This is a genomic window from Catonella morbi ATCC 51271, assembly GCF_000160035.2.
Lineage (GTDB): Bacteria > Bacillota > Clostridia > Lachnospirales > Lachnospiraceae > Catonella > Catonella morbi.
Window position 1 is genome coordinate 225,645 of record NZ_KI535368.1, and the last position, 23,415, is coordinate 249,059.

19 protein-coding genes are annotated in these 23,415 nt (G+C 36.7%); all 19 read left to right on the forward strand.

Going from position 1 to position 23,415, the window contains the following annotated elements; translation table 11 throughout:
* Positions 1-8 precede the first annotated feature (8 nt).
* The 19 genes from GCWU000282_RS08130 (at position 9) to GCWU000282_RS08220 (ending at position 23,360) form a co-directional block, all read left to right on the forward strand.
* Positions 9-590, forward strand: a complete 582-nt coding sequence (locus GCWU000282_RS08130; RefSeq protein WP_023354597.1) for an MptD family putative ECF transporter S component — start codon at positions 9-11, stop codon at positions 588-590.
* Positions 591-698: 108 nt separating this feature from the next.
* Positions 699-1,196 (forward strand): hypothetical protein, encoded by a 498-nt coding sequence (locus GCWU000282_RS08135; protein WP_035040056.1) that lies wholly within the window; start codon positions 699-701, stop codon positions 1,194-1,196.
* A gap of 301 nt (positions 1,197-1,497) precedes the next feature.
* A complete protein-coding gene (locus tag GCWU000282_RS08140) occupies positions 1,498-2,112 on the forward strand; it encodes a TetR/AcrR family transcriptional regulator (protein ID WP_023354599.1) in 615 nt (204 codons plus the stop codon).
* A 118-nt stretch (positions 2,113-2,230) separates the two neighbouring features.
* Positions 2,231-3,892 (forward strand): histidine kinase N-terminal 7TM domain-containing protein, encoded by a 1,662-nt coding sequence (locus GCWU000282_RS08145; protein ID WP_035040059.1) that lies wholly within the window; start codon positions 2,231-2,233, stop codon positions 3,890-3,892.
* A complete protein-coding gene (locus GCWU000282_RS08150) occupies positions 3,889-5,163 on the forward strand; it encodes a sensor histidine kinase (protein WP_023354601.1) in 1,275 nt (424 codons plus the stop codon). The genes GCWU000282_RS08145 and GCWU000282_RS08150 overlap by 4 nt, the downstream gene beginning before the upstream one ends.
* On the forward strand, positions 5,160-5,777 hold the full coding sequence (locus tag GCWU000282_RS08155; protein ID WP_023354602.1) for a response regulator: 618 nt from the start codon (positions 5,160-5,162) through the stop codon (positions 5,775-5,777). Before GCWU000282_RS08150 ends, GCWU000282_RS08155 begins: the two co-directional genes overlap by 4 nt.
* A 254-nt stretch (positions 5,778-6,031) precedes the next feature.
* Positions 6,032-6,733: an LptM family lipoprotein gene (locus GCWU000282_RS08160; RefSeq protein ID WP_023354603.1), complete on the forward strand. Its 702-nt coding sequence runs from the start codon at positions 6,032-6,034 to the stop codon at positions 6,731-6,733.
* Between the two features lie 143 nt (positions 6,734-6,876).
* On the forward strand, positions 6,877-9,924 hold the full coding sequence (locus GCWU000282_RS08165; RefSeq protein ID WP_023354604.1) for an InlB B-repeat-containing protein: 3,048 nt from the start codon (positions 6,877-6,879) through the stop codon (positions 9,922-9,924).
* Between the two features lie 548 nt (positions 9,925-10,472).
* Positions 10,473-12,236, forward strand: coding sequence for an ABC transporter ATP-binding protein (locus GCWU000282_RS08170; RefSeq protein ID WP_035040066.1), 1,764 nt, complete (start codon positions 10,473-10,475; stop codon positions 12,234-12,236).
* On the forward strand, positions 12,233-13,990 hold the full coding sequence (locus GCWU000282_RS08175) for an ABC transporter ATP-binding protein (protein WP_023354607.1): 1,758 nt from the start codon (positions 12,233-12,235) through the stop codon (positions 13,988-13,990). Before GCWU000282_RS08170 ends, GCWU000282_RS08175 begins: the two co-directional genes overlap by 4 nt.
* Complete coding sequence (locus GCWU000282_RS08180) at positions 13,987-14,559, forward strand: L-2-amino-thiazoline-4-carboxylic acid hydrolase (RefSeq protein WP_023354608.1); 573 nt, start codon at positions 13,987-13,989, stop codon at positions 14,557-14,559. Before GCWU000282_RS08175 ends, GCWU000282_RS08180 begins: the two co-directional genes overlap by 4 nt.
* Positions 14,560-14,589: 30 nt before the next feature.
* A complete protein-coding gene (locus tag GCWU000282_RS08185; protein WP_023354609.1) occupies positions 14,590-15,198 on the forward strand; it encodes an MptD family putative ECF transporter S component in 609 nt (202 codons plus the stop codon).
* Positions 15,198-15,893, forward strand: coding sequence for an energy-coupling factor transporter transmembrane component T family protein (locus GCWU000282_RS08190; protein WP_023354610.1), 696 nt, complete (start codon positions 15,198-15,200; stop codon positions 15,891-15,893). Before GCWU000282_RS08185 ends, GCWU000282_RS08190 begins: the two co-directional genes overlap by 1 nt.
* Positions 15,890-17,275, forward strand: a complete 1,386-nt coding sequence (locus GCWU000282_RS08195; protein ID WP_023354611.1) for an ABC transporter ATP-binding protein — start codon at positions 15,890-15,892, stop codon at positions 17,273-17,275. Before GCWU000282_RS08190 ends, GCWU000282_RS08195 begins: the two co-directional genes overlap by 4 nt.
* A gap of 26 nt (positions 17,276-17,301) precedes the next feature.
* Positions 17,302-18,636 carry an MATE family efflux transporter gene (locus GCWU000282_RS08200; protein WP_023354612.1) on the forward strand — a complete coding sequence of 445 codons (1,335 nt, stop codon included), beginning with the start codon at positions 17,302-17,304 and terminating at the stop codon, positions 18,634-18,636.
* Between the two features lie 221 nt (positions 18,637-18,857).
* Complete coding sequence (locus GCWU000282_RS08205; protein ID WP_023354613.1) at positions 18,858-21,098, forward strand: sensor domain-containing diguanylate cyclase; 2,241 nt, start codon at positions 18,858-18,860, stop codon at positions 21,096-21,098.
* 232 nt (positions 21,099-21,330) lie between these two features.
* Positions 21,331-21,951 (forward strand): TetR/AcrR family transcriptional regulator, encoded by a 621-nt coding sequence (locus tag GCWU000282_RS15920; RefSeq protein ID WP_023354614.1) that lies wholly within the window; start codon positions 21,331-21,333, stop codon positions 21,949-21,951.
* 60 nt (positions 21,952-22,011) lie between these two features.
* Positions 22,012-22,626, forward strand: a complete 615-nt coding sequence (locus GCWU000282_RS08215) for an MptD family putative ECF transporter S component (protein WP_051384162.1) — start codon at positions 22,012-22,014, stop codon at positions 22,624-22,626.
* Positions 22,626-23,360 carry an energy-coupling factor transporter transmembrane component T family protein gene (locus GCWU000282_RS08220; protein WP_023354616.1) on the forward strand — a complete coding sequence of 245 codons (735 nt, stop codon included), beginning with the start codon at positions 22,626-22,628 and terminating at the stop codon, positions 23,358-23,360. Before GCWU000282_RS08215 ends, GCWU000282_RS08220 begins: the two co-directional genes overlap by 1 nt.
* Positions 23,361-23,415: the final 55 nt, after the last annotated feature.

Consider the following 23,415-nt stretch of genomic DNA (forward strand, 5'->3'; position numbering starts at 1 on the left):
GTTTAACAATGGAAGAATCAAAGAAGTTTCAAATTAAAGATTTGATTATAACAGCACTGATGGTCTTATGCTCGCAGCTTATATACAGAGTGCTATCCTTTATGTTTGTATCTCCGTATACAATGCTTTTAGTGGTACCTGTTTGGGCTATTGCGGGAGCAATTACTTATTTTTTAGTGCCTGCTAAAACTAAAAATCCATGGATGATATTACTCTTTTGTGTACTTACAAGCCTTATAGGCTTTTATCCGCCATATATAATAAGTTGTATTGTCGGTGGAGTTTTCGCAATGCTTACAGCAAAAATAAAGGGAGTATTAAATTATAAAGGATTGACTGTCGGTTATATGATATTTTGTGTTCTGGCAGGTTTTGGAGGGATGTACGTACCATTCTTATTTTATGCAGAGCAGACAATTAATTCTTATAAGGAAATGTTTGGAGATAAATATTTAGTTATGTTAAATAAAATAGTTTCACCTATAACAACAGTAACAATGCTTATTATTATAGCTATCTGCGCCTTTATCGGCGGAATCGTTTCAAAGAAACTTCTTAAAAAACATTTTGAAAAATCAGGGATGATTTAAGATTTGCAGAAGCTTATATAAATAATTACATTCTTTCAAGTATACCGTCTTGATTTACAAGCTTTTTGTGCTATACTGAAAATGAAAAAATCAAGGAGGAGGAAAGTTATGAACCCAACTTTAGTAATCGCAGCATTTTTAGGTTTATGGCTGGTTCTATTTATACCATTTATGATTTTGAATGCTAAAAGAAAGAAAAAAGCGGAATCTTTTGTAAGTGGCAACAATGATAAGGCTGTTATACATTTGTACTGTAAAAATATTAAGATTAACGGCCAAAATGTCTCTGTATTTAATCCTGTAACAGGAGAAGGCCTGGAAAAGATAGTAGCGCTTGAACCGGGCAGTTACACATTTGAAGGAATTTTTGAGACAACAGAGATAGGATTGGTAACTAACAAAAATTTGAAAACTGAGGCAGTACAGTTTAATCTTAATCTGGAAAGAGGATGTAAATATTCGGCAGCTATGTATTCATATTCCCCTGAGGATAGAAAATCCTATTATAAAGGAGAGGTAGGAGAAGAGATTTTAAGCATTCCTTTAACCCTGTATGAAGGAAGCGAGAATGTGAAGGCGTATGTCATTTGTTATAAAGAAAATTGATGTTTAGCTGATAAGGTTAAAAATGAGACAGTGAATCGTAAGGTTTGCTGTCTTTTTTGTTTTGAATAATGTGTTGCAATTTGCAATACATTGTTATTTAGCCGTATCTTAGAGAGTGCATTAGAAGATCCTGAGCTTGTAAAGCATTATCTTTAGTATGTAATGGCTTAGTTATGAAGGGGAAATGTTTTTTTGTTGAGCAATGTCTCTTATGTTGACTAAAAATAAAAAATATGGTAATATACCAGTGGAATGTACCGCTGGTATATTCTGTTAATAAGAAATTTTGGAGAAATAAGATATGACTATATCAGAAACACAGAGAAAGATATTGGAAGTGGGCAAAAAAGAGTTTTTAGATAAGGGATTTAAAGACGCTTCACTCAGAAAAATAGTAGCGGAAGCAGGTTTTACCAAAGGAGCATTTTACGGATACTACCCGGATAAAGCAGCCTTATTTGAAGCACTTGTATCAGAAGCGGCTGAAGGACTGGTTTCCATGTTTAAGAATGCACAGGAGGCTCATTTTGAGCTTATCTCTGATGATAAAACAGCTGACAGCAGAGAGCTGTCAACTGAATATTTGAGATATTTTATAAATTATGTATATGACCATTTTGAAGAATTTAAGCTTGTTATATGCTGCGCAGAAGGCACAAAATATGTTAATTATATTCACGATTTGGTGGAGCTTGATGTGGAGCGTACCGAAAAGTACTATCAGATGCTAAGAGAAAATGGGAAGATTGAAGGTGAGGTAAGTAAAGAACTGCATCACATGATTACAAGTGCATACTTTACCGCAGCCTTTGAAACAGTAGTGCATGACATGCCGAGGGAGCAGGCACTTGGTTATATAGAGGAACTTGCGGTTTTCTTTAATTCCGGCTGGGACGGACTTTTAAGGCTTTTATGACATAGGTTGCCTTTTCATTTGCCGAAACTATGCTATCGTAAAATAACAAAATTTATGATATGATATATAAAAAATATTTATCGGTATTAAATAAATGAAAAGGCAAAGGGGGAAGCCTATGAATGAAAGGGGAAGGGAGCTTAGAAGAGACCTTGCAGTGATATTTATTGTTATGGCTGTTTCACTTTTTCGTCCATCTGAACTTTTGGGGATAAGTACGTTTACAAAGACTGTGCTGGCTAATATCAAACCTTTTGTTTATATAGGACTGTTCTTAGTTTGGAGTGCTATGGTTAAGCGGAGTATTATAAATAAATATTTGCGTGACTACCTTCTTGCTGTTGCCTATAGTGGAGTATTCTGGGTACTTATAAGGACAATAAAATTTGAAATGACTATAAGAGGAGATAGGTTAAATTTCTTTCTTCAATATGTTTATTATATTCCGGTAATACTGATTCCGACTTTCACTTTGTTTTCAGCCTTGCATACAAGAAGGGGTGAGAATTACAGGATACCGAAAGCACTGCTTATCCCTGTATTATGTATTTCAATTACACTTATTTTGCTTGTGCTTACCAATGATGGGCATCACTTCTTTTATGGTTTGAAAAATGGAGTGTTTTCAGTTTGGGAATATAGTTACGGAATTGTGTATTATATTATTTTAATATGGATAACCCTGCTTATTACAATAGCTATATTTCTTATACTAATCAGAGCGAAGCTTCCGAACAGAAAGTTCACAGTAGTAAAACCTTTTATTATAATCACCGTAATTGTGATTTATTTTCTTTTGGAGCGTATATTTCCCAGAATATGGGAATATTTTTCAAGCGACTGGGCATCTTTTACTTCATTAGCTTTCATAGCTATTTTAGATTCCTGTATAACAACAGGCATGATACCTGCCAATACAGATTATGAAAAGCTGTTTCGTGCACTTAATCTTGAGATGATTATAGCCGATGACATGGGGAAACCATGTTTTGTAACTGCCGGAGTATATGCACCTTATATCATACCTTCTTATGCTGAAAGTGATATTTCGGAACATAACACCATATTAAAAACATACCGTCTTAATCCTGGGATGGCGGTTTGGAAAGAAGATACATCTAAGGTTACAAGGCTTATAAAAAGGCTTCAGGACAATAGAAACGAGCTTTCATCAAAGAATGAGTTAGACAGAGAAAATGTCAATACAAAACTGGCAATACAGAAGGCACAGGAAAATAACAGACTTTTTGATTTGTCGCAGCAAGCGACAAAGAAGCAAAATGAGGCACTTGACGATATTCTTGAAGCTTATTCCAAGGAAAAAGAGAAAGAAAAAAAGAAAGCTCTGCTTGCTAAAGCAGCGGTCTTAGGTGCCTTTATAAAACGAAGAGGAAATCTGGTCTTTGCAGCGGAGAAATACGGGAATATAAGTTCAGGCGAGCTTAAACTCTGCTTTCACGAATCTATTAGAAATATAGAACTTACAGGAGCAGACTGTTTTTTGGATTTTCACCTTACTGAAGATAAAAGAATTGGTATGAGTACTGCATGTCTGCTATATGAAATCTTTGAGACAGTTGTAGAAAACTGTATTGATGACTTTGGTTCTGTTTTTGTGCGTATAAATGAAGAAGAGAAGAGACTTTCGGCATTTATAAGCATAGGTACAAACAGGCACCTTAAGGAAGGAAGTCTTCCATTTTATGTTTTAGCGGATAGTGATAATGGCTCTTTAAATATAAGTTTTTCTCTTCCCACAGAAGGAGGTGAAGAACTATGATGTTTCATGAATACAGTTATATAGGGAGAATAGCATTATTAATATGTTTACTCATTACCTCTTTATCACTATTCTTTTTAGAATATCGCCTGATAATTGGAAGACGAAAGAGGTTTTATAAAGTAATAAATGCTCTGATTTCATCTATCATATTTATTCTTTACTGCAAACTGCTTGAAAATCATATTCCGCCGCTTAATACTGATAAGTGGAAGCCAGTACATTTGCCGCTTCCTGTGATATTTTTATGGATAATTACCATTTTTGCAGGAATTTATGTGATTATTTTTCTAAAATCAGATTATGAAGCAGAGCAAAAAACTATAAGCAGAAGATCAATTAAACAGGCACTTGATGAGATTCCTGCAGGCATTGCATTTTTCAGGGAAGATGGTACTCTTACTCTTTATAACCATAAAATGCTTGAACTGTCAGAAATTTTATCAGGAAAAGCTTTAATAAACCGTGATGAACTTAGGCAAATGCTTGCCACTAATGAGGAACTAAAAGAAACAGAGGATATTTACCGCTTTCCTGATGGTTCTGCCTGGAGATACGAAGAAGCAGACCTTATTACAGGGGATGGAATGTGCTATAAAAGAGTAAGCTTTTTTGATGTAACAGAGCTCTTAAGACTGAAAGAAGAACTGGAGGAGCAGACTGAAGCTCTTAAAAGAATGCAGGAGGAAATCAAAAAACTCTCCGAAAACAGCCGTAAGTTAGCAAAGGAAGAAGAAACTCTTGCCATTAAAACAGCCTGGCATGATGTGATGGGAGAAGGTCTTACAGCAATCAGAAGACTTATGACTGAGGGAGAAAATGATAAAACCGCAGAGGAAGTAATACTAAAATGGAAAAAAACAGTTGCTTCCATACGCAGGGATAATGATGCTTCTATTTTCAGACAGGGAGACATGGAAGATTTGTATATGGATGCTCAGGCAGTTGGAATTAAGCTTACCACACAGGGAGAGCCGCCTAAAGCCGGTGACATTTACGAGACTTTTATACTCGCTATACGCACATGTCTGCTAAATGCAGTACAGCACGCAAAGGCTACAGAACTTTATGTGAGCTTTACTGAGAATGAGGGGAAATTTGCTCTTTCCATATCAAATAACGGTATGATTCCAGAGAAAGAAATAATACCGTCCGGAGGACTTTTAAATGTTAAAAACCGTGTAGAATATCAGGGAGGAAAACTAAATATTATATCAGAACCGGCATTTAAGCTTACGGTAATCTTTGAGGGAGGAGGTAAAACGGAATGAAAAAAGTTATGATAGTGGAAGATCAGAGAATCCATCGTGAGTATATGGAAAATATAGTGAAATATTCAGACAGTTATAAACTGGTTACATCAGTAACGGCAGCAGATCTTGCAGCTTCTGTATGTACAGATACAAAAATAGACCTCATCCTTATGGATATTGCTGTAAACGGTTCATTAGACGGAATAGAGGCGGCAGCCGGAATCAAGAGTAAATTTCCGAATATAAAGATAGTCATTGTTACATCAATGCTTGATGAAACCTGTCTTAAAAGGGCAAAAGACGCCGGAGTGGATAGCCTGTGGTATAAGGATGCCTCAAAAGAGAATTTGCTTGAGGTAATGGATGCTACTATGCTGGGAGAGAATATTTTCCCGGAAGCTGCACCGAAGGTTCTGATAGGTTCAGCCAGTAACAAGGACTTTACAAAAACCGAAGTCCTTATACTAAGAGAGATAGTAAATGGTCTCAGCAATAAGCAGATAGCGGAGAAGTTAGGTGCGACAGAGAACACAATAAACTGGCATGTGAAGAATCTTCTTTCAAAGACAAAGCTTGCCAATCGCACTATGCTTGCAATTTCAGCCGCAAGAGGAAATTTATTTAGTAAATGACAGAATAGGAAAGTATATTTAAGGCAGCCTTGGTGGCTGTCTTTTTGTATGTAGAAATGATTGTAGAAAAATAAAAAAAATTGTAAAAATTTCAAAAACCCACCAATTTGGGTAGGGTAAAATTTTTTGATTTATGATATTGTATAGACAAAGGTGAAGGGTGACATAGAGGCTTATGTGCAAAATTACAAAAATATAACTTTCACTATGAAGATTCATGATTCTAAAATATTTGTAAGAAAGGAAGGGGTAAAATGAAAAAAGCATTTGGTCTTATGTTGGGGATGTTGTTGGTAGTATCACTTGCCGGATGTGGAGGAAAGAAGAATGATATGCAGTCTTCGGCTGAGAAAACTGCCGGGGTATCAAGTACAAAAGGAGTAAGCAAAAGTACGGCGGATGATAAGACATTATCTGAAAATGTCAGTGCATCAGCCGGAAATACATCATTGGAAAATGGAAGCCAATCAACAGGAAACGCATCGTCGGTTGCCGGAAATACGAGCAATACGTCAGGTGATGCCGGAGCGGGCGGAGCTTTATCCAAAGTTGATTATTCTGACAGAGGTAATTTTTTTGTTTCATATCCATCAGATATATATACCTATGATCCTGATTACACAAAATTGAAAAGAAAAGACGGAGAAGGCGGTATCATGATGGATGCCTTGCTTGGAGATACAAATTATGAGGAATTTAGAAATAAATTTGAAACAGAATTCTCAGGAAATAAGAACTATTCTTTGGAGGAGACAGACATAAACGGTTATAAAACCATGGTCGTAAAATACGATGATTCGGATGGCGGGAATATGGTAGTCATTGTTGATTTTAACGGCTTTTTTGGTGAAGGAAGCTATTATGGCATGCGATTTGTGGTTTCAGGAAAAACAATCGCAGATTGTGATACCGACGTGGTATGGTCGATAATAAAGTCTTTTGAACTGGCTAAATAAACGTTTTAAAGAAACCATGGAACAGGCTGTAAATATAGAGCAGTAAGTTTAACAAAATTCTTTGTAATGATACTTTGTTCCATATTTGCAGAAGTATAACTTTTATCGGGGAAAGCTATATATTTTTATGCAGAAGGGAGAAAATGATGAAAATAAAATCGAAATTTAATGGAAGGTTCTTATCAATATTGCTGACTCTTGTCATGTGTCTGACGCTTTTGCCCATGACGGTGTTTGCAGAGGGAGGAGAACCGGAAGAAATTAAGGAAGTGGTAGCTACAGCGGAAATTGAGGTGCCGAAGCTTGGATACAAGCCGGGAAATCCGAAATTTACAATTATTTCTCCTACCGATAAGGGTGTGAAGATTCCGCCTGCCCAGATTTATTGGTTAAAAAAGGATGATAATGGAATGTTTAAACCTTATTTTGGTTCTACCTTTGAAGAGGGCAGATACCGATTGGGGGTACAAGTGCGTAGTGAGAAAAATGATGGGAAATATTATCCTTTGTCTGAATATGTCACTTTTAAAGTGAACGGAGATAAGTGGTTTTCGGAAAAGATTTGGCAATATTCTGATTATAGTTGCGTGAACTGTTATGGAGCTGAATATGTTGTAACCTATTCGGGAGAACAACCTGAAGAGATATTTACAGTAGCCTTTGATACAAAAGGAGGTACTCCTTCAATAAATCCTCAGAAAGTAAAAAAGGGACAAAAAGCTGACGAGCCTGCTGATCCGTATCTATTTGGGTATGAATTTGGGGGATGGTACACGGAGAAGGAGTGTACAAATAAATTTAACTTTAACACCCCGATAACGGAAAATATAACCCTTTATGCGAAGTGGACTGTAAAAGCACCGGTAGAAAAATTTGTAGTAAGCTTTGATAAAAATGGACACGGAAGCGGAGCGAGTATAACTCCGCGGATAGTAGAGAAAGGAAAGACGGTGGAAGAGCCTCTCGCTCCTAAAGATGAAGGCTTTGAATTTGGAGGCTGGTATACGGAGAAGAAGTGTATACATAAATTTGACTTTAACACCCCGATAGCGGAAAATATAACCCTTTACGCAAAGTGGACGGAAAAAACGCCTGAAATCATTGAAATTGATACTGTGGATATTACAGTGGCAAATTTGCCGGTAGTGGGTGGAGAGCCTACAACCAATGGGATTACTGTAAATACAGAAGGTCTTAACTTTAGTTTTGCCAAAAATTATTTAGTAAAAGACTCAAAATATTATACTATAGGTTCGGATCGTATCTACGAAGCCGGTAAAGAATATGCAATAGGTGTTACTATGCTCTTAAAAGAAAATTATAAATTTGCAAAAGATATTATCGTAAATGTAAACAACAATAAGGCAAAAATTGATAATTGTGATATAAATATACTCAGCATTGTATATTCCTTTGGTGTCCTGCAGGGTAAGCCGAAAACGTTCAATGTTAAAATATCGGATTCAATTTCTAACGGCAAAGTTACTGCAGATAAAACAAGTGGGATTTACGCAAAATCAAAGGTTAGCCTGACAGTAACACCTGATGACGGTTATAAATTGGATAAACTGGAAGTTGTTAAGAATATAAGTGATCAGAAAGTTACGGTAGATGAGTATAATACCTTTGAAATGCCCGGCTCTGATGTAACCATTACGGCAACCTTTAAGGAAATCACGCAGACTGCAGAAGAATACAATATAAAAGTAATTCCGTCTGAAAACGGTACAGTAACCCCGGATAAGGAAAAGGCAAAAGAGGGTGAAGTTGTAAAATTGACTTTTGATCCTGCAGAAGGCTATGAAATTGACTCTATTGAAGTTACTGACGGAAGTGGAGAGAAAATAGAATTAAATAATGCAACATTCAGAATGCCTGCATCCGATGTAACAGTTACGGCAACCTTTAAGAAAGCCGAGCAGACTCCTGTAGAATACAAGATAACAGTAAATGAGCCTGAAAACGGTACAGTAACTTCGGATAGAAAAACGGCAAAAAAGGATGAAATTGTAACATTAACTGCCAAACCTAATGAGGGTTATGACTTAGATAAGCTGACAGTTAAAGATAAAGACGGACAGGAAGTTAATGTAGGTGAGGGTAATACCTTTATAATGCCTGCCTCCGATGTAACCGTTACGGCAACCTTTAAGAAAGCAGCTGTTATTTATACCGTTAAATTCGAAACAAACGGAGGGATGCCTGAACCTGCGGAACAGAAGATAGAAGAAGGTAAAAAGGCGGACAAGCCTGCTGACCCTGCCAAGGAAGGCTATAAGTTCGTTGATTGGTACACGGAAGCTGAATGCATAAACAGATTTGATTTTGCTACTCCGATTAGCCAAAATATAACCTTGTATGCCCGCTATGTACCGGTTGAAACACAGACATACACAGTTACTTTCGATTCAAATGGAGGCACTGAAGTTCCTCCTCAGACAGTGCTTGAGGGCGAGAAAGCCATAAAACCTGCAGATCCGACTACTTTGAGCGATGAATTTGATGGTTGGTATATAGATAAAAATTTTGACAAAGAATTTGATTTTAACACTCCGATATCGGGAGACATAACTCTTTACGCTAAATGGGTGCCTTGGCAACATTTTAAAGTTACTTTTGATTTGCGAGGACATGGTGCTCAGCTGAAAGTACAGAAGGTTGGCGTAGGAGAAAAAGCGAAAAAGCCTAATCCCGATCCTGCGGCAGACGGCTGGAAGTTTGAGGGCTGGTACACTACTGCTGAATGCGTAATTCCGTTTAATTTTGGCACTGAAATAATGTCGGACACAACCATTTACGCAAAGTGGACAAAGGTAGAGAGTGGTGGAGACTACAGCGGTCCTGTAGTACCTATTCAGTCGCCGGTAGAGGAAAACAAGCACGAAGAAACCACAGTAACCGAAGAAACCCCACCTTTATCACCTACAAATACCGAAATTGTTGAAGATACTACACCTTTAGGCGATACTGATGATGAAGAAATTGGTGTAGCAGATTATGATGAGGAAGACGAGGAAACTGAGACAGACGGGACCTCTGATGAAGCTAAGCCTGTAGTTACAGATGTAAAAGAGGAAACTACCCCACTTGGCACAAGACTTCCGGTTACAGGAGGTTCATTTGGAATCATATATATCCTGATTGGATTTGCACTTTCAGTATTTGGCTTAAAGAAATTAAAAGAAAGATAGAGCAAAATAGAATAAGCAAAATATTATCAGCCCCAGGCTATGAGAGTCTGGGGCTATTATAATCTTTTCCAACATTTCATTCATCTCTTTCCTGCATCCTAATCTAATTTAAATATGGCTTTAATTTTGCCTGTGACTGGAAAATCATTTAAATTATAAACATAATCTTTGGAAAACAGTTCCATAAGCCCTGAAACTTTAGAACTATATTTTTAAACATAAAATCATTAATAGGGTTTAAGAGACTTGAAAGCCATCTGATTTTTCTTTTTGGCATTATAGTACTTTCTTTCATTGGATTTCCTACAATGCCTCTAATAAGATTCTAGCAGAAATTTGAAAAATGCAAAATAGAATTCTTTCTGAATAAGGGATGTCTAACTTTTTCCTTGACTAAAAATCAAATTTATGATAATATACCAGTGGAATATACCGATGGTATATCGAGAGAAATATAGTATAATATCAAAGATACAGCTGGACTTTAAGACTTTTATAAGTCTTAAAAAATATATATAAGTTAGCAGTGACTAATAATGAGGAGAAAAATGAAGAATTTTAAAAATATCAATGAAAAAAATTCCATACAATATCTGCTTGAGTTTGCAAAGCCTTGTAAGAAACTGCTTATAAGCTCGATTATTCTTGCTGTACTTGGAGCGGCTGCGGGAATTATCCCATATCTTGCTGTTTCTAAAGCCATAATTCAGATATGTGCGGGAGAGTATAGTATGAGGGGAATATTATTAATGGCATTAATCGCTCTCTCAGGTTATCTTGGGCAGTTATATCTGTCAACATTTTCTACAATACGCTCTCACAGGGCAGCTTTTATGGTATTAAAAAATATTCGGACACATCTGACAGCCAAGCTTGCACGTGTACCTATGGGATTTATACTGGATACTCCTTCAGGGAAATTCAAAACTATGCTTGTTGATACAATAGAAAAATTGGAATTACCGCTTGCACATATGATACCTGAACTTACAGCCAATATTCTTATACCTGTGCTAATGCTTATTTATTTCTTCTGTCTGGACCTGAGGCTGGCACTTATTTCATTTGCCACCTTTCCTCTGGGACTTATCTGCTATATGGGCATGATGAAGGACTATGAGAAGCGTTATTCAAAAGTTCTGGCTGCAGGCAAAAATATGGATGCCGCCACAGTAGAATATATTAGCGGAATTGAAGTAATAAAGGCATTTAATCAAAGCAGTACCTCATATAAAAAATATACAGATGCCATAAAGGAAAATGAAGCATCTAAATCAGAATGGTTTCGAAAGACAAATCCTTATTATGCGGCAGGAATTGCCATAGCTCCATCAAGTCTTTTGGGAGTACTGCCACTTGGAAGTTTATTTTTCATAAATGGAAGCATAACGGCAGGAAACTTTATATCCTGTATAATTCTCTCTCTCGGACTCATTGCTCCGCTGATACAGGCTCTGCGTTACACAGACAGTTTTGCAATGGTGGATTCTACCGTAAAGGAAATTGCAGGACTCTTGGAAATGGAAGAAATGAACCGTCCTGAAGAGGAAGTGAAGCTTAAAAATGATGAAATCGAATTTTCCGATGTTTCATTTTCCTATGGAGATACGGAAGTTTTACACAATATCTCATTTAAGACAGTAACAAATGGGATTACTGCCTTTGTCGGTCCGTCCGGCTCCGGGAAATCTACCATAGCCCGTCTGATAGCTTCATTTTGGGAAGCAAGTGAAGGTTCTGTCAAAATTGGAGGACAGGATGTGAGAAATCTTCCTTTGTCACAAGTGATGAAGGAGATTGCCTATGTTTCACAGGATAATTATTTATTTCATTTATCTATAAAAGAAAATATACGTATCGGAAAGCCTGATGCAACAGATGAAGAGATAGTTAAGGCAGCAAAGAAGGCAAGTTGCCATGACTTTATTACTGCCCTTCCAAATGGCTATGATACTGTAGCGGGAGATGGAGGAAACAACCTTTCGGGCGGAGAAAAACAGAGGATTGCCATAGCCAGAGCTATATTAAAGAACAGTCCGGTTATCGTGCTTGACGAGGCAACAGCTTTTACGGATCCTGAAAATGAAGCAATTATCCAACGCTCCATAGGAGAACTTATTGCGGGTAAGACGCTTATAGTAATTGCCCACAGGCTTTCTACTATTACTGATGCAGATAAAATAATTGTAATGAATAATGGAAAGATTGAAGCAGAAGGTGTCCATAAGGAACTTTTGGAAAATTCAGAGCTTTACAATAAACTATGGAAGGCACATATAAGTGCAAGCGACAGGAAGGAGGAGAGCGTATGATTAAAATGTTTAAGCGGTTGTTAGACTTTTCGGGCAGTGAAAAGAAAAATCTTATTCTGTCATTTATTTTTCATATGTGTAACTCCTTTTTTGAAATGCTTCCTATTATGGCAATTATCACGGTTTTGTCAGAAATATTAAAAGCATCTTCAGGCAGGACAATGCCGTATAAGGTGATATGGACTTCTTTGGTAATTATGATATTCAGTATCTTAGGGAAAATGATTTTTATAAATCTCTCCGCTGTGAAAAGAACTTTGGGAAGTTTTGCCATGTGTACTGACTGGAGAATGAAACTTGGTGAAAAGCTAAAACGTGTACCTATGGGATACTTTAGCAGTAACCGTTTGGGAGATATTACAGCGGCGGTTACAACAACTCTGGGTGATTTGGAAACAAACTCGGTTACTATACTTGAAGCAGTAGCCGGCGGCTTTATACATGCTTTTATTATCGGAATATGGTTGTTGACCTATGAATGGAGAATTGGTCTGCTTATGATGGCGGGGCTTTTGGTATCTTTCATAATTTATGCCCGTACACAGAAAGCAGGGGAAAAATATTCACCTCGAAGGCAGGCAGCTCAGGCAGGGCTGGTAACAGGAATTTTGGAATATATTCAGGGAATGACTGTGGTCAAAGCTTTCGGACTTGGAGAAAGGGCAGGAAAAACAGTAGATAATGCGATTTATGAGAGTGCAGAAGCAAATATAGTTTTGGAGAAAGTTTTTTCTTCTCTTGCGGCGGCTTTCCAAACAGTATTTAAGTTTATAAGAGCAGCTATTGTTATTGTAGCACCTTATCTTTTGTTTAATGGGAGAATAGATGCCTCCAAATGCCTGCTACTGTTGGTGGCGAGTTTTATGATTTATTCCACAGTGGAGCTTGCAGGCAGTACAGCGGCTGTTGCAAGAGTGGTAGATGCATCTCTTGACAGACTGGAAAAAATATCGGATATGCCGCTCTTAGATGAAAAGGGAGAGGAACAAACGCCTGATAATTATGATATTACAGTTAAAAATATTTCATTTTCATACGATACAAATGAAGTTATAAGAGATGTCGGTTTTTTTGTGCCACAGGGAACAAGCTGTGCACTGGTAGGAGCTTCCGGCTCGGGTAAGACAACTCTTTGCAGTCTGATTGCAAGATTTTGGGATGTGGATAAGGGAGAGATTTTACTCGGCGGCATAAATGTTAAAGATTATACCTGCGACAGTCTTTTGAAAAATTTTTCCATTGTTTTCCAACAGGTTTATTTATTTGAAGATACAATTGAAAATAATATCCGCTTCGGAAAACCTGATGCAACCGGGGAAGAAGTGATTATGGCTGCTAAAAAAGCCTGTTGTCACGATTTTATATCAGCATTTCCCGAAGGGTATCAGACTAAAATAGGAGAAAACGGAGCTACCCTCTCAGGTGGAGAAAAACAGCGTATTTCAATAGCTAGGGCTATATTAAAGGATGCTCCTGTAGTCATCTTAGATGAAGCAACTGCAAGCGTGGATCCGGAAAATGAACTGGAACTACAGGAAGCGATAGAAGGACTTACCAAAAACAAAACTTTGCTTATGATAGCCCACAGGCTTAATACTGTAAGAAGGGCGGATAAGATAATTGTTCTGGATAAAGGGCAGATAGCAGAAGAGGGCACTCATGGCGAACTTATGAAACAGGAAGGAATTTATAAGAAATTTGTGGACATTCGCAAAGAAGCCATAGGCTGGAAGGTAGGTGAAGTTAAACTATGAGATACAAACAGTTTTATAAAGGAAAGTTACCTGAACAGTTATTAGAACGAATAGAAGCAGAACATAAAGAAAAAATGAAGGCTCTTATCAGGCGATCCGAGCAGGAGGGGTGGACTAAAAAACAAAGAAAGAGGCAACAGAGCAATATTTTCCCCAATATAGCCCTGTATCAGGTATTCATAGATAATGAAATACCCAAAGAAAAAGCAAAAGAACTGGTAAAAGACTATTCTTTTTATCGTGCCCGCAAGTATCATAGTATTTTAAAAACTATGTTTATTATTCCCGGTTTTTTCAGAGTATTCCGCTTTTTTATGAGAACAGGAATGAAGGGGGATGAAATCTGGATAAGTAAAATCAGGTCTGATAATGTAAGGGAGTGCTCTATGGATGTTCTAAAATGTCTTTGGGCAGATACCTGTAAGTCATTCGGCTGTCCGGAAATCTGCGAGATATTTTGCCTGTGCGATCATATTGTGTTTGGCAACATAGATAAACTAAGGTTTGACAGAAGCCAGACCTTGGGCATGGGTGGTAAAAGATGCGATTTTTGCTTTAAATCGAGATAGGAAATGAAAAACAGGAGAAGATTTTAATATATGAAAACGAATGAAAATAAAGGCTTGCAAATAAAAGATGTGATAACTACGGTATTACTCAGCATAGTGCTTATTATGATACAGTTGGTTGTAAATATGATATGTATGGCAAACCATTTCATCAGTATGACTTTATCCGTAGGGCTTACGATGTTTTTATGCGGACCCGTGTATTGCCTGCTTTTACACAGAGTACGTAAACATTTTGTTTCATTGGTTTATATGACTATTCTGGGAGTTATATTTTTTCTTATGGGCAATTTATACCTTTTACCATATTTTATTTTAATCGGAATAATTTGTGAAATTATTTTATGGAAGGAAAGTTCACTTAGAAAACCTAAGCAGGTAATATTATCTTGGACAGTTGCAAGCCTTTTGTATAATGGGGTGAATTTGCTGCCAATTTGGTTTTTCTGGGATACTTACTACGATTTTGCGGTAAAAAGCGGTATGGAACAAAGCTACATAGACTCATATGTATATTATTATACGGTACCGGGCTGGATTATATTTATTCTGATTTTTACAACAGGAATGGGGCTTCTTGGGAGTTGTATAGGAAATAAGCTGATGAACAAACATTTTAAAAAGGCAGGGCTGTTATAATGAGGTCTTTTTCTTTAACAGTGCAGGCTAAGCTTTGCTCACTTGTTTGTGCTGTTGCGGCGGTGTCATTGGGAAAAGATGTTATATTTAGCTATGTTCTTACTTTGGTATGCTTTTTCACACTTATAATACAGAAAAAATGGCAAATCACAGTTACTTATGGCTTATTTTATATTTTACTCGGAATATTGCTGTATCTGATTCGTTATCAGGGATTACATATGTATGTATTTTCGGAATTTTACGTGCTTATGTTTTGGAATCTCTCACCGATTTTTTTAAGTTCGTGGGATTTAATGACAACACCTCCGGGAGAGCTTTCGGCTTTTATGAGCAGGATACATATGCCTACATCTGTTATTTTAGGTATTCTTGTTGTGTTTCGCTTTTTTCCTACTGTGAAGTCTGAATTAAAAAGTGTTTATCTGTCTATGAAAAACAGAGGATTGACAGGGATAAGACATATATTCAGACATCCGCTAATTACAGGTGAGTATGTCTTGATTCCGTTTTTGTTTAGAGTATTGATGATAGCAGATCAGCTTTCTGTCTCAGGAACAGCAAGAGGAGCAGATACACCGGGAATAAGAGGAAGTTACTATGAGAAAAACATGTGTATGGCTGATATTGCCATAATGATTTTATGGATTGTTGTTACTGTAGCATATTTGCGGATAGGAGGCATTAAAATATGATAGAAATAAAAAATGTCTCTTTTTCTTACAATGAAAGTGAGTATGGTGTAAACAGTATAAATTTATCTGTCCAAAACGGAGAATGTGTTGTTTTAACAGGGGAGTCAGGCTGCGGAAAAACCACGGTTACCCGTCTTATAAACGGACTTGCTCCTACATATTATAGCGGAGAAATGACGGGTTTCGTGTATATTGATAAGAAGAATATAAATGAACTTCCGCTCTATGAAATAGGAAAAATTGTCGGAAGTATATTTCAGGATCCGAGAAGACAGTTTTTTTCTTCAGAACTTGCAGGGGAAGTGGCTTTTGCTTGCGAAAATTATGGCTTTTCGCACAAAGAAATAGTGAGTAGGACTGATGCGGCAATAAATAAGATGCAACTTGAACATCTTAGAAATATACCTGTTGATGTTATTTCAAGCGGAGAAAAGCAACGTACTGCGGTTGCTTCGGTTTACGCCCTTCATCCTCGTGTATTCGTGTTTGATGAACCGACTGCTAACTTGGATTTGAAGGGAATTGCAGAACTTAAAAATGTACTTTCTGAGTTAAAACTGTTCGGCTGTACACTGATTATAGCGGAACATCGCCTTGACTGGCTCGAAGATATTGCAGACAGGTATATCTATATGTCAGGAGGGGAGATTAAAAAAGAATATTTGAAGACAGAGTTTTTGGAAATGGATGAAAAAGACAGAGCTGAATTAGGATTAAGGAGAAAAGCAAAAGATTTTACGATTCTGCCTTTACCTGAACCGGGCGTTTCATCGGCGATAACCGTGAAAGGAATATCCTGTATAAGGCAACGAAAAAAGATATTCGAAAACTTGAACTTCTTTATCAATAAAGGCTGTATAACTGCGTTAACAGGACATAACGGCATAGGGAAAACCACTCTTGCGCTTATGCTAAGCGGACTTATGCGTATCAAAGGAGAAATTTATATTGATGATAAAAAATATACGCGCAGAGGTCTGAATAGGGAGGTTTATTATTGTTCCAACGATACGGGAACACAGTTTTTTACAAACAGTGTTGCAGAAGAACTTCTTTTGAATATGGAGAAGAATTTAGAGAATATAAAGGAAGCAGGAGCGATTCTTAAAAGAATGCAATTATATGAGTATAAAGATACCCACCCACAGTCGCTGTCAGGTGGACAAAGGCAGAGACTTGCCGTTTGCTGTGCCTTGCTTTGCGCTAAAAAAATATTGATTTTTGATGAACCGACCAGCGGTCTTGATGGCAGAAATATGTTGTTAATAGCCAAAGAATTAAAAAATGCAGTAAACAAAGGAAAAACTGTGCTGGTTATTACGCATGATGAAGAATTGATAGCAGAATGTTGTGATTATCGCTTGAACTTGAATGAGTTATAAAAATATATTAAAGGGGGACTTTTATTATGGATGTACGAAATAAACTACTTACCGAAAATCCGTGGAAATTGATGATAACTCTAAGTGTTCCGGCAATTTTAGGGCAGTTTATAGTAGGACTTTATGCATTTGTGGATTCAATCTATGTAGGTCAGATGGTAGGTACAAATGCTATGAGTGCGGTATCGGCAGCCTCACCCTTTGTTCTTGTGAATAATGCCATTGCTGTACTTGTGGGTATAGGTTCGGGTTCGGTACTTTCCAGAGCAGTCGGCAAGAAGGATCAGGAAACCATAGACAAGATTATGGGAAATCTGGCCTTTTTGGTAATTTTACTTTCTTCTTTAGTAATGCTTGTAGGAATAACCTTTGCACCAAAATTGCTCAGTCTTTCAGGTGCAAGCGGGGAGGTCCTTGAAATGGGAGTTTCTTACCTTAGAACGGTTTATCTTGGCTCGATATTTGTAAACTTTATGCAGGGAGCAAACATGGTTATTCGTGCTGAGGGGCGTATGGGAATTGCTATGGGAATAATGGCAGCAGGAGCAATTCTTAATATTATCTTAGATCCGGTGTTTATTTTGTTACTTCATTCACGTGACCCGCAGTCGGTGGCAATAGCAACAGTTATATCACAGTTTGTTCAGGCTATGGCAACTTTGATTTATTTCTTAAAGAAGAGCCCGGTAGTGCGCTTTCATGGAATAAAACCTGCTAATAAACTCAATCCTGAGATAATTTCTGTAGGTGCAAGTGCAATGCTTATGCAGATTATGATGCTTGTACAGATGACGGTTGTGTATAATACCGCAGTTCGTTTCGGCGGAGATAATCAGATTGCTCTTATGGGAGCAGCGCAGAGGGTTATGCAGCTTGCTTTTGTACCTATATGGGGAATGAGCCAGGGTATGCAGCCGGCAGTCGGTACTAATTTCGGAGCTAAAGATTATACTAGAGTTAAAAAATTAACAAATGTATTTATTATAGGTTCTACCTGCCTTGCAAGTATATTTTTCCTTATTATTGAAATATTCCCGACTCAAATTTTGTCAGCCTTCATTACAGATACAGATATTGTGGCAGCGGGTTTAAGGGATTTCAGACTTATGTATTGTATTTTCCCTACTTATGGACTGTTAATTATGGTTGTTACATATTTTCAATCACTGGGAAAAGCAAAGAAAGCAGGGTTTTTAGTAATACTGAGGCAGCTTGTGTTGGTTGTTCCTTTAGTGCTGATACTGCCACATCTGCTTGGTGGCAATGTACTTGGAGTATGGCTTGCACTCCCTTTGAATGATATTATTATTTTGCTTGTGGCACTTATTTTGATAAGGGAAGAGTATAAGAAGTTGAATTAGATATATGAACAGTGATAAAGTCCTATATTCAGAAAATGCATAGTTCTGCATTTTAGCCGGATATAGGGCTTTTTAATTGTTTTATCTTATGGTAGTTTAACGAAAATTCAGAATATAAGAGTTAATATTACTTATATTATTTTAAAAAAAACCGATAATAATGTTATAGTAGAATTGTTATCTGTTGTACATAAGATAATTATCTTTATGGGAGGGAAAGTATGGACAAAGAGGTGGTTTTGCAACTTTCAAATGAACAATTATATGATGAATTTGTTGAAAGTGTAATTTCTGATTCTATCGGACTGGAAGGACTTGTTTCTGAACTGGAGCAATCAAGCCGTTTTAAAGAAGATTTTATATTTAGGATTCATGTTCAAACAGCAAGACAGTTTATTTTAGTTTGTCAGCAAAAATCAGATGCTGTGCTTGAAAAAGCAGAAGAACTGATTGAAAGGGCACATATCCTGGAATTGCCTAAAATCTTAACTTTGAACTATCATATTTTGGGCAATGCTTACCGCTTTTTGAATTTTCTTGAAAAAGCATTAGAATGTTTTATGAATGTATTGAAATATAGCAGAATTTACAATTTAAATAATCTCACATCTATTGTGTATTTTTATATTTCAGAACTTTATATGACACATGATGATGTGAATACCGGTCTTGAGTACTTGAACAGGGCCTTTTCAACATTGGAAGAGACTAAAGATAAAGAACCTCGTTATGATATGAAAAGAGTAATGTTCAGCTCAAATATGATTCAACTGCTTTATTTAACCAAGAAATATGAGGAAATAGAACAATATGTTAAAGTCATGCAGGAAAATTTCGAAAGAGATTCAAGTCCACAGGCACTTTACACCTATAAATTGGCACTGCTATTTTATTTTTTTACTCAAAATAATTATGAAGAAGCCCAAAAAATTTTTTATGAATTATTGGATTTGATTGGGGATTTAGATGCTAAATATTTTATTCTGAAGGCATACTGTGAGATTATGCTTGAACATAACATAGATTATGATTTCTATGAAAAAGAATTGCTGTTGGCCGAGACTTGGGAAGGGTCCGGAAACTCTTATATTAATTATGCATTAAATAATAGCCTTTATAAATACTTTGAAAAAAAGGGAGATAAGGATAAGGCCTTTTCCAGCTTGAAAAAATCATTTAATCAGATTGAGAAAGAGATGTCAGACTTAAAAACGGATAAGGTCAATTCTTTCAAAATTATAGAAAAAAATTTCTCCATTGAAGAAGATATTTCAAGTGTTGAAAAGAAAAACAATGAGCTTGAACTGATGGCTGAAGAGGCAAACAGAAATAAAAATCTTGCAGAATCCGCATTGCATAGGCTGAAAATTGTGAGCGAACTTGGAAAGAAACTGACGTATTCACTTGATGTACAAGATATTATTAAGACGGTATATAGAAGGCTGGTTAAGGGTATTCCCCTTACCAAATTTGTCATTATGATAAAAAACAGTGAGTTAAACCGGCTTGAGTCCATTGCATATTATGCGGGCGGAAAACAGAAGGATAATATTACTGTGGATTTTGATGATAAAAATTCCGTTTTTGTAGAAGTATTTAAAACAAATAAATTTATAAAAATCGATGACTTTAATGATAGTGAAGGATTTGCAAAGCAGAGAAAACTCTCGTCAGATATATTTTGCAGCTCGGTATTATTTCTGCCTCTCAGCATTGAGAATGAAGTTCTCGGAGTATGCAGTATTCAACATAAGGAGTCGAATATCTATAAACCGGAAGATGTGGAATTCTTAGAACAGTTGATGCCTTTTTTGGCGATTGCGTTAAACAATGCCTTTAAATCGCAGGCTCTTGAACAAGAGATTAATCATCATAAAAAGACACAGAATGAGTTAGAGGAAGTTAATCATAAGTTAGAAGCACTTTCCTATTTGGACGGATTGACTCAAATTTCAAATCGTCGTGATTTTGAAAAGAAAATTTTAGGATATTTGCAAAAATCAAGAGAGCAAGGTATTTCATTAAGCCTGTTTATGTTCGATATAGACTATTTTAAGTTCTACAATGACTCTTATGGGCATTTAGAAGGAGATAATGCGTTAAAAACTGTTGCAACAATTATTCAGAAGCACTTTAGTGAGGCAGGAGGAATTTCAGCAAGATTCGGTGGAGAAGAATTTATTGCAGCCTGTCTGGGATTGAATGAAGAAGAGAGCATTCTTTTAGGAAACAAGATTAGAGAAGATGTATTTGCACAAGATATTTTGAATGAAAAAGCACCTTTAAAAAAGTTGTCCATCAGTATCGGAATATCATATTATAATGGCTTGGAAGAATTGAAGAAGTCTTTTGTTATGAGATGGGCAGATGTCTCTCTTTATCAAGCTAAGCAAGACGGGAAGAACAGAGTGGTATTAAAAACAATCAAAGCAGGAGAAGAGCCACCGGAAGGCTTGGAGTAGAATTTTAAGATTTTTGAGTTTTATAAACGGAGTTTGGCTATCCCTTTTTACCATACGATATGGTAAGAAGGGATATTTTTTTTATTAGAAACTTCTTCGCAAATTCCCTATTTTAAAATCTCTCTAAGGGAACTTACTGTGATGTATAAGCAAATAATTTGGACTAAGCTATTGACAAATTAGCTCTTTCTAACTAAAATATATCTAAGCTATATTGAGAAAGGATATCAAAATGAAAACAAAATCTACGCAGGAATTAATCCTTGAAAGCGGAAAGAGGATGTTCCTTGAAAAAGGCTTTAAAAGTGCTCCTTTGAGGACTATTGTGAAGAATGCGGGATACACGCTTGGAGCATTTTACGGTTACTACAAGAATAAGGAAGACCTCTTCTATGCACTTACTGATGAGACTGCAAGAGGATTAAAAAAAATTATGGACAGTATGAATGAAAAGATAAAAAATCTGCCACCTGAGCGTATGGTTTTCGACATTATGGGATGCTACTATGAACAGCTTCCTGAGATAGCAGATTATATATATTCGCATAAGGAGGAAATGATTCTGCTTATAAAATGTTCTGCCGGGACAAAATATGAGAGATTTTTTGCTTCCGTTGGTGAGATAAACAGAGAACTTATAACTCTGGGTGTAGAAAGAGCAAGGTCAGCAGGAGTTATGATACATGGACTTGAGACTGATACTTTCGAACTTCTTATGAGAAGTTATTCTGAGATAATGGCAAAAATTATTGTTGAAGGCAAAGACAGGGAGCAGGTTTTCAGAATGATGAAGGATGTTGGAGCAGTTTTTAGAAATGGAATGTTAAGCCTTATGGAAGAAAAAAGAAACTAAAATTATTCATACAAACAGTAAGTGGATAATTTTAATATAAAAAGAAAGAGGAATAAAAAAATGGCAAGAAAAGAATTAAACAATGTTGTAACTAATGACAGTCAGAAGATGACAGCCAAAGACCTTATGTACGCCGGAGCATTTGCAGCAATTTACATTGTACTTATGCTGGTTATAGTTATGGGATCAGGCATAGTACCTGTTCTTTATGTAATATCGCCTATAACAGTAGGAGCGGTGTGTGGAACTGTATATATGTTAAGTGTGTTAAAGGTGAAAAGATTTGGAGCTGCTTTAATTATGGGTATACTTTTTGCGCTTATTGCCTGCGCAACCAATGTGCAGGGACTTATAATGGCAATATGTACCTCTCTTTTAGCTGAACTTGTATTGTTCTTAGGAAAATATAAGTCAAAAAAGATGTATCTTTTATCTTTTGTAGTATTTAACCTTAATATGTCCTGCCCATTTTCGATGCTGTTTTTTGCCAGAGATAAATTTTTTGCCATTTCAGAACAGTATCAGGGAAAGGAGCATACAGAGGCTCTTATGAAACTTTTGCCTGACGGGATATATTTCGGAATAATAGGCTTTGCTGTTATCGGAGGAATCTTAGGAGCCTTTATAGCCAACAAACTTATCAAAAAGCATTTTGAGAAAGCAGGAATTGTTTAATGAATACCTATGTGTATGGTGATGATGGGAAAGCCCTGATAAGGCTTGATCCGAGAGCAAAACTATTTATATTTTTCATAAGCGGAGCAGTCAGCCTTAACTGTTATAAGGCTGTTCCGTCAATTATTTATGGCACGGTCTTATGTACCGTGCTTGCTTTATGTGGGGAAAAACTGTTTGCCCTAAAGGCTTATGCATTGCTTGCCGTTGTTATATATTTCAGGTATATGATGGGTATGAATCTGAACGGTTCGGGGATTCTTGGTATGCTTTGTATGTCTTTAAGCAGTATAGTTATCTTTTCTTTCCCGGTAATGCTGTCCTTTGTGCTGGTTATGCGGACAACAAGGATAAGTCAGTTTATGGCGGCTTTTAGGGCTATGCACCTTCCGTTAAAGGTAATAATTCCGCTTGCGGTAGTATTCAGGTTTGTACCTTCTGTATCTGATGAATGGAACGGAATAAGAAAGGCAATGGCATTCAGAGGTATATCAATGGAGCCGGCGGATATAATAAAATCTCCGCTTAAAACCATTGAATATGTGCTTATACCGCTTCTTTTTTCCTGTATATCGGTAATGGAAGAGATGGCTGCCGCTGCTCTTGCAAGAGGCATAGAGAGTGAGGGAAAGCGTTCTTCCTTTGAAAAGGTAAAGCTTGGAGTTATGGATTATCTGATTATGGCGGTGTTTACAGGGCTTTTGATATATATAATACAAGTGGCAAAAGTATAAAAATATGTATAAATAGTCATTTATGCAAAAAATGAGTGGATTACAAATGCTTTTG

What these genes read in the sequence shown, in the direction of transcription:
- GCWU000282_RS08130 (WP_023354597.1), top strand. Translation starts at nt 9, where the DNA reads ATGGAAGAATCAAAGAAGTTTCAAATTAAAGATTTGATTATAACAGCA.
- GCWU000282_RS08135 (WP_035040056.1), top strand. Translation starts at nt 699, where the DNA reads ATGAACCCAACTTTAGTAATCGCAGCATTTTTAGGTTTATGGCTGGTT.
- GCWU000282_RS08140 (WP_023354599.1), top strand. Translation starts at nt 1,498, where the DNA reads ATGACTATATCAGAAACACAGAGAAAGATATTGGAAGTGGGCAAAAAA.
- GCWU000282_RS08145 (WP_035040059.1), top strand. Translation starts at nt 2,231, where the DNA reads ATGAATGAAAGGGGAAGGGAGCTTAGAAGAGACCTTGCAGTGATATTT.
- GCWU000282_RS08150 (WP_023354601.1), top strand. Translation starts at nt 3,889, where the DNA reads ATGATGTTTCATGAATACAGTTATATAGGGAGAATAGCATTATTAATA.
- GCWU000282_RS08155 (WP_023354602.1), top strand. Translation starts at nt 5,160, where the DNA reads ATGAAAAAAGTTATGATAGTGGAAGATCAGAGAATCCATCGTGAGTAT.
- GCWU000282_RS08160 (WP_023354603.1), top strand. Translation starts at nt 6,032, where the DNA reads ATGAAAAAAGCATTTGGTCTTATGTTGGGGATGTTGTTGGTAGTATCA.
- GCWU000282_RS08165 (WP_023354604.1), top strand. Translation starts at nt 6,877, where the DNA reads ATGATGAAAATAAAATCGAAATTTAATGGAAGGTTCTTATCAATATTG.
- GCWU000282_RS08170 (WP_035040066.1), top strand. Translation starts at nt 10,473, where the DNA reads ATGAAGAATTTTAAAAATATCAATGAAAAAAATTCCATACAATATCTG.
- GCWU000282_RS08175 (WP_023354607.1), top strand. Translation starts at nt 12,233, where the DNA reads ATGATTAAAATGTTTAAGCGGTTGTTAGACTTTTCGGGCAGTGAAAAG.
- GCWU000282_RS08180 (WP_023354608.1), top strand. Translation starts at nt 13,987, where the DNA reads ATGAGATACAAACAGTTTTATAAAGGAAAGTTACCTGAACAGTTATTA.
- GCWU000282_RS08185 (WP_023354609.1), top strand. Translation starts at nt 14,590, where the DNA reads ATGAAAACGAATGAAAATAAAGGCTTGCAAATAAAAGATGTGATAACT.
- GCWU000282_RS08190 (WP_023354610.1), top strand. Translation starts at nt 15,198, where the DNA reads ATGAGGTCTTTTTCTTTAACAGTGCAGGCTAAGCTTTGCTCACTTGTT.
- GCWU000282_RS08195 (WP_023354611.1), top strand. Translation starts at nt 15,890, where the DNA reads ATGATAGAAATAAAAAATGTCTCTTTTTCTTACAATGAAAGTGAGTAT.
- GCWU000282_RS08200 (WP_023354612.1), top strand. Translation starts at nt 17,302, where the DNA reads ATGGATGTACGAAATAAACTACTTACCGAAAATCCGTGGAAATTGATG.
- GCWU000282_RS08205 (WP_023354613.1), top strand. Translation starts at nt 18,858, where the DNA reads ATGGACAAAGAGGTGGTTTTGCAACTTTCAAATGAACAATTATATGAT.
- GCWU000282_RS15920 (WP_023354614.1), top strand. Translation starts at nt 21,331, where the DNA reads ATGAAAACAAAATCTACGCAGGAATTAATCCTTGAAAGCGGAAAGAGG.
- GCWU000282_RS08215 (WP_051384162.1), top strand. Translation starts at nt 22,012, where the DNA reads ATGGCAAGAAAAGAATTAAACAATGTTGTAACTAATGACAGTCAGAAG.
- GCWU000282_RS08220 (WP_023354616.1), top strand. Translation starts at nt 22,626, where the DNA reads ATGAATACCTATGTGTATGGTGATGATGGGAAAGCCCTGATAAGGCTT.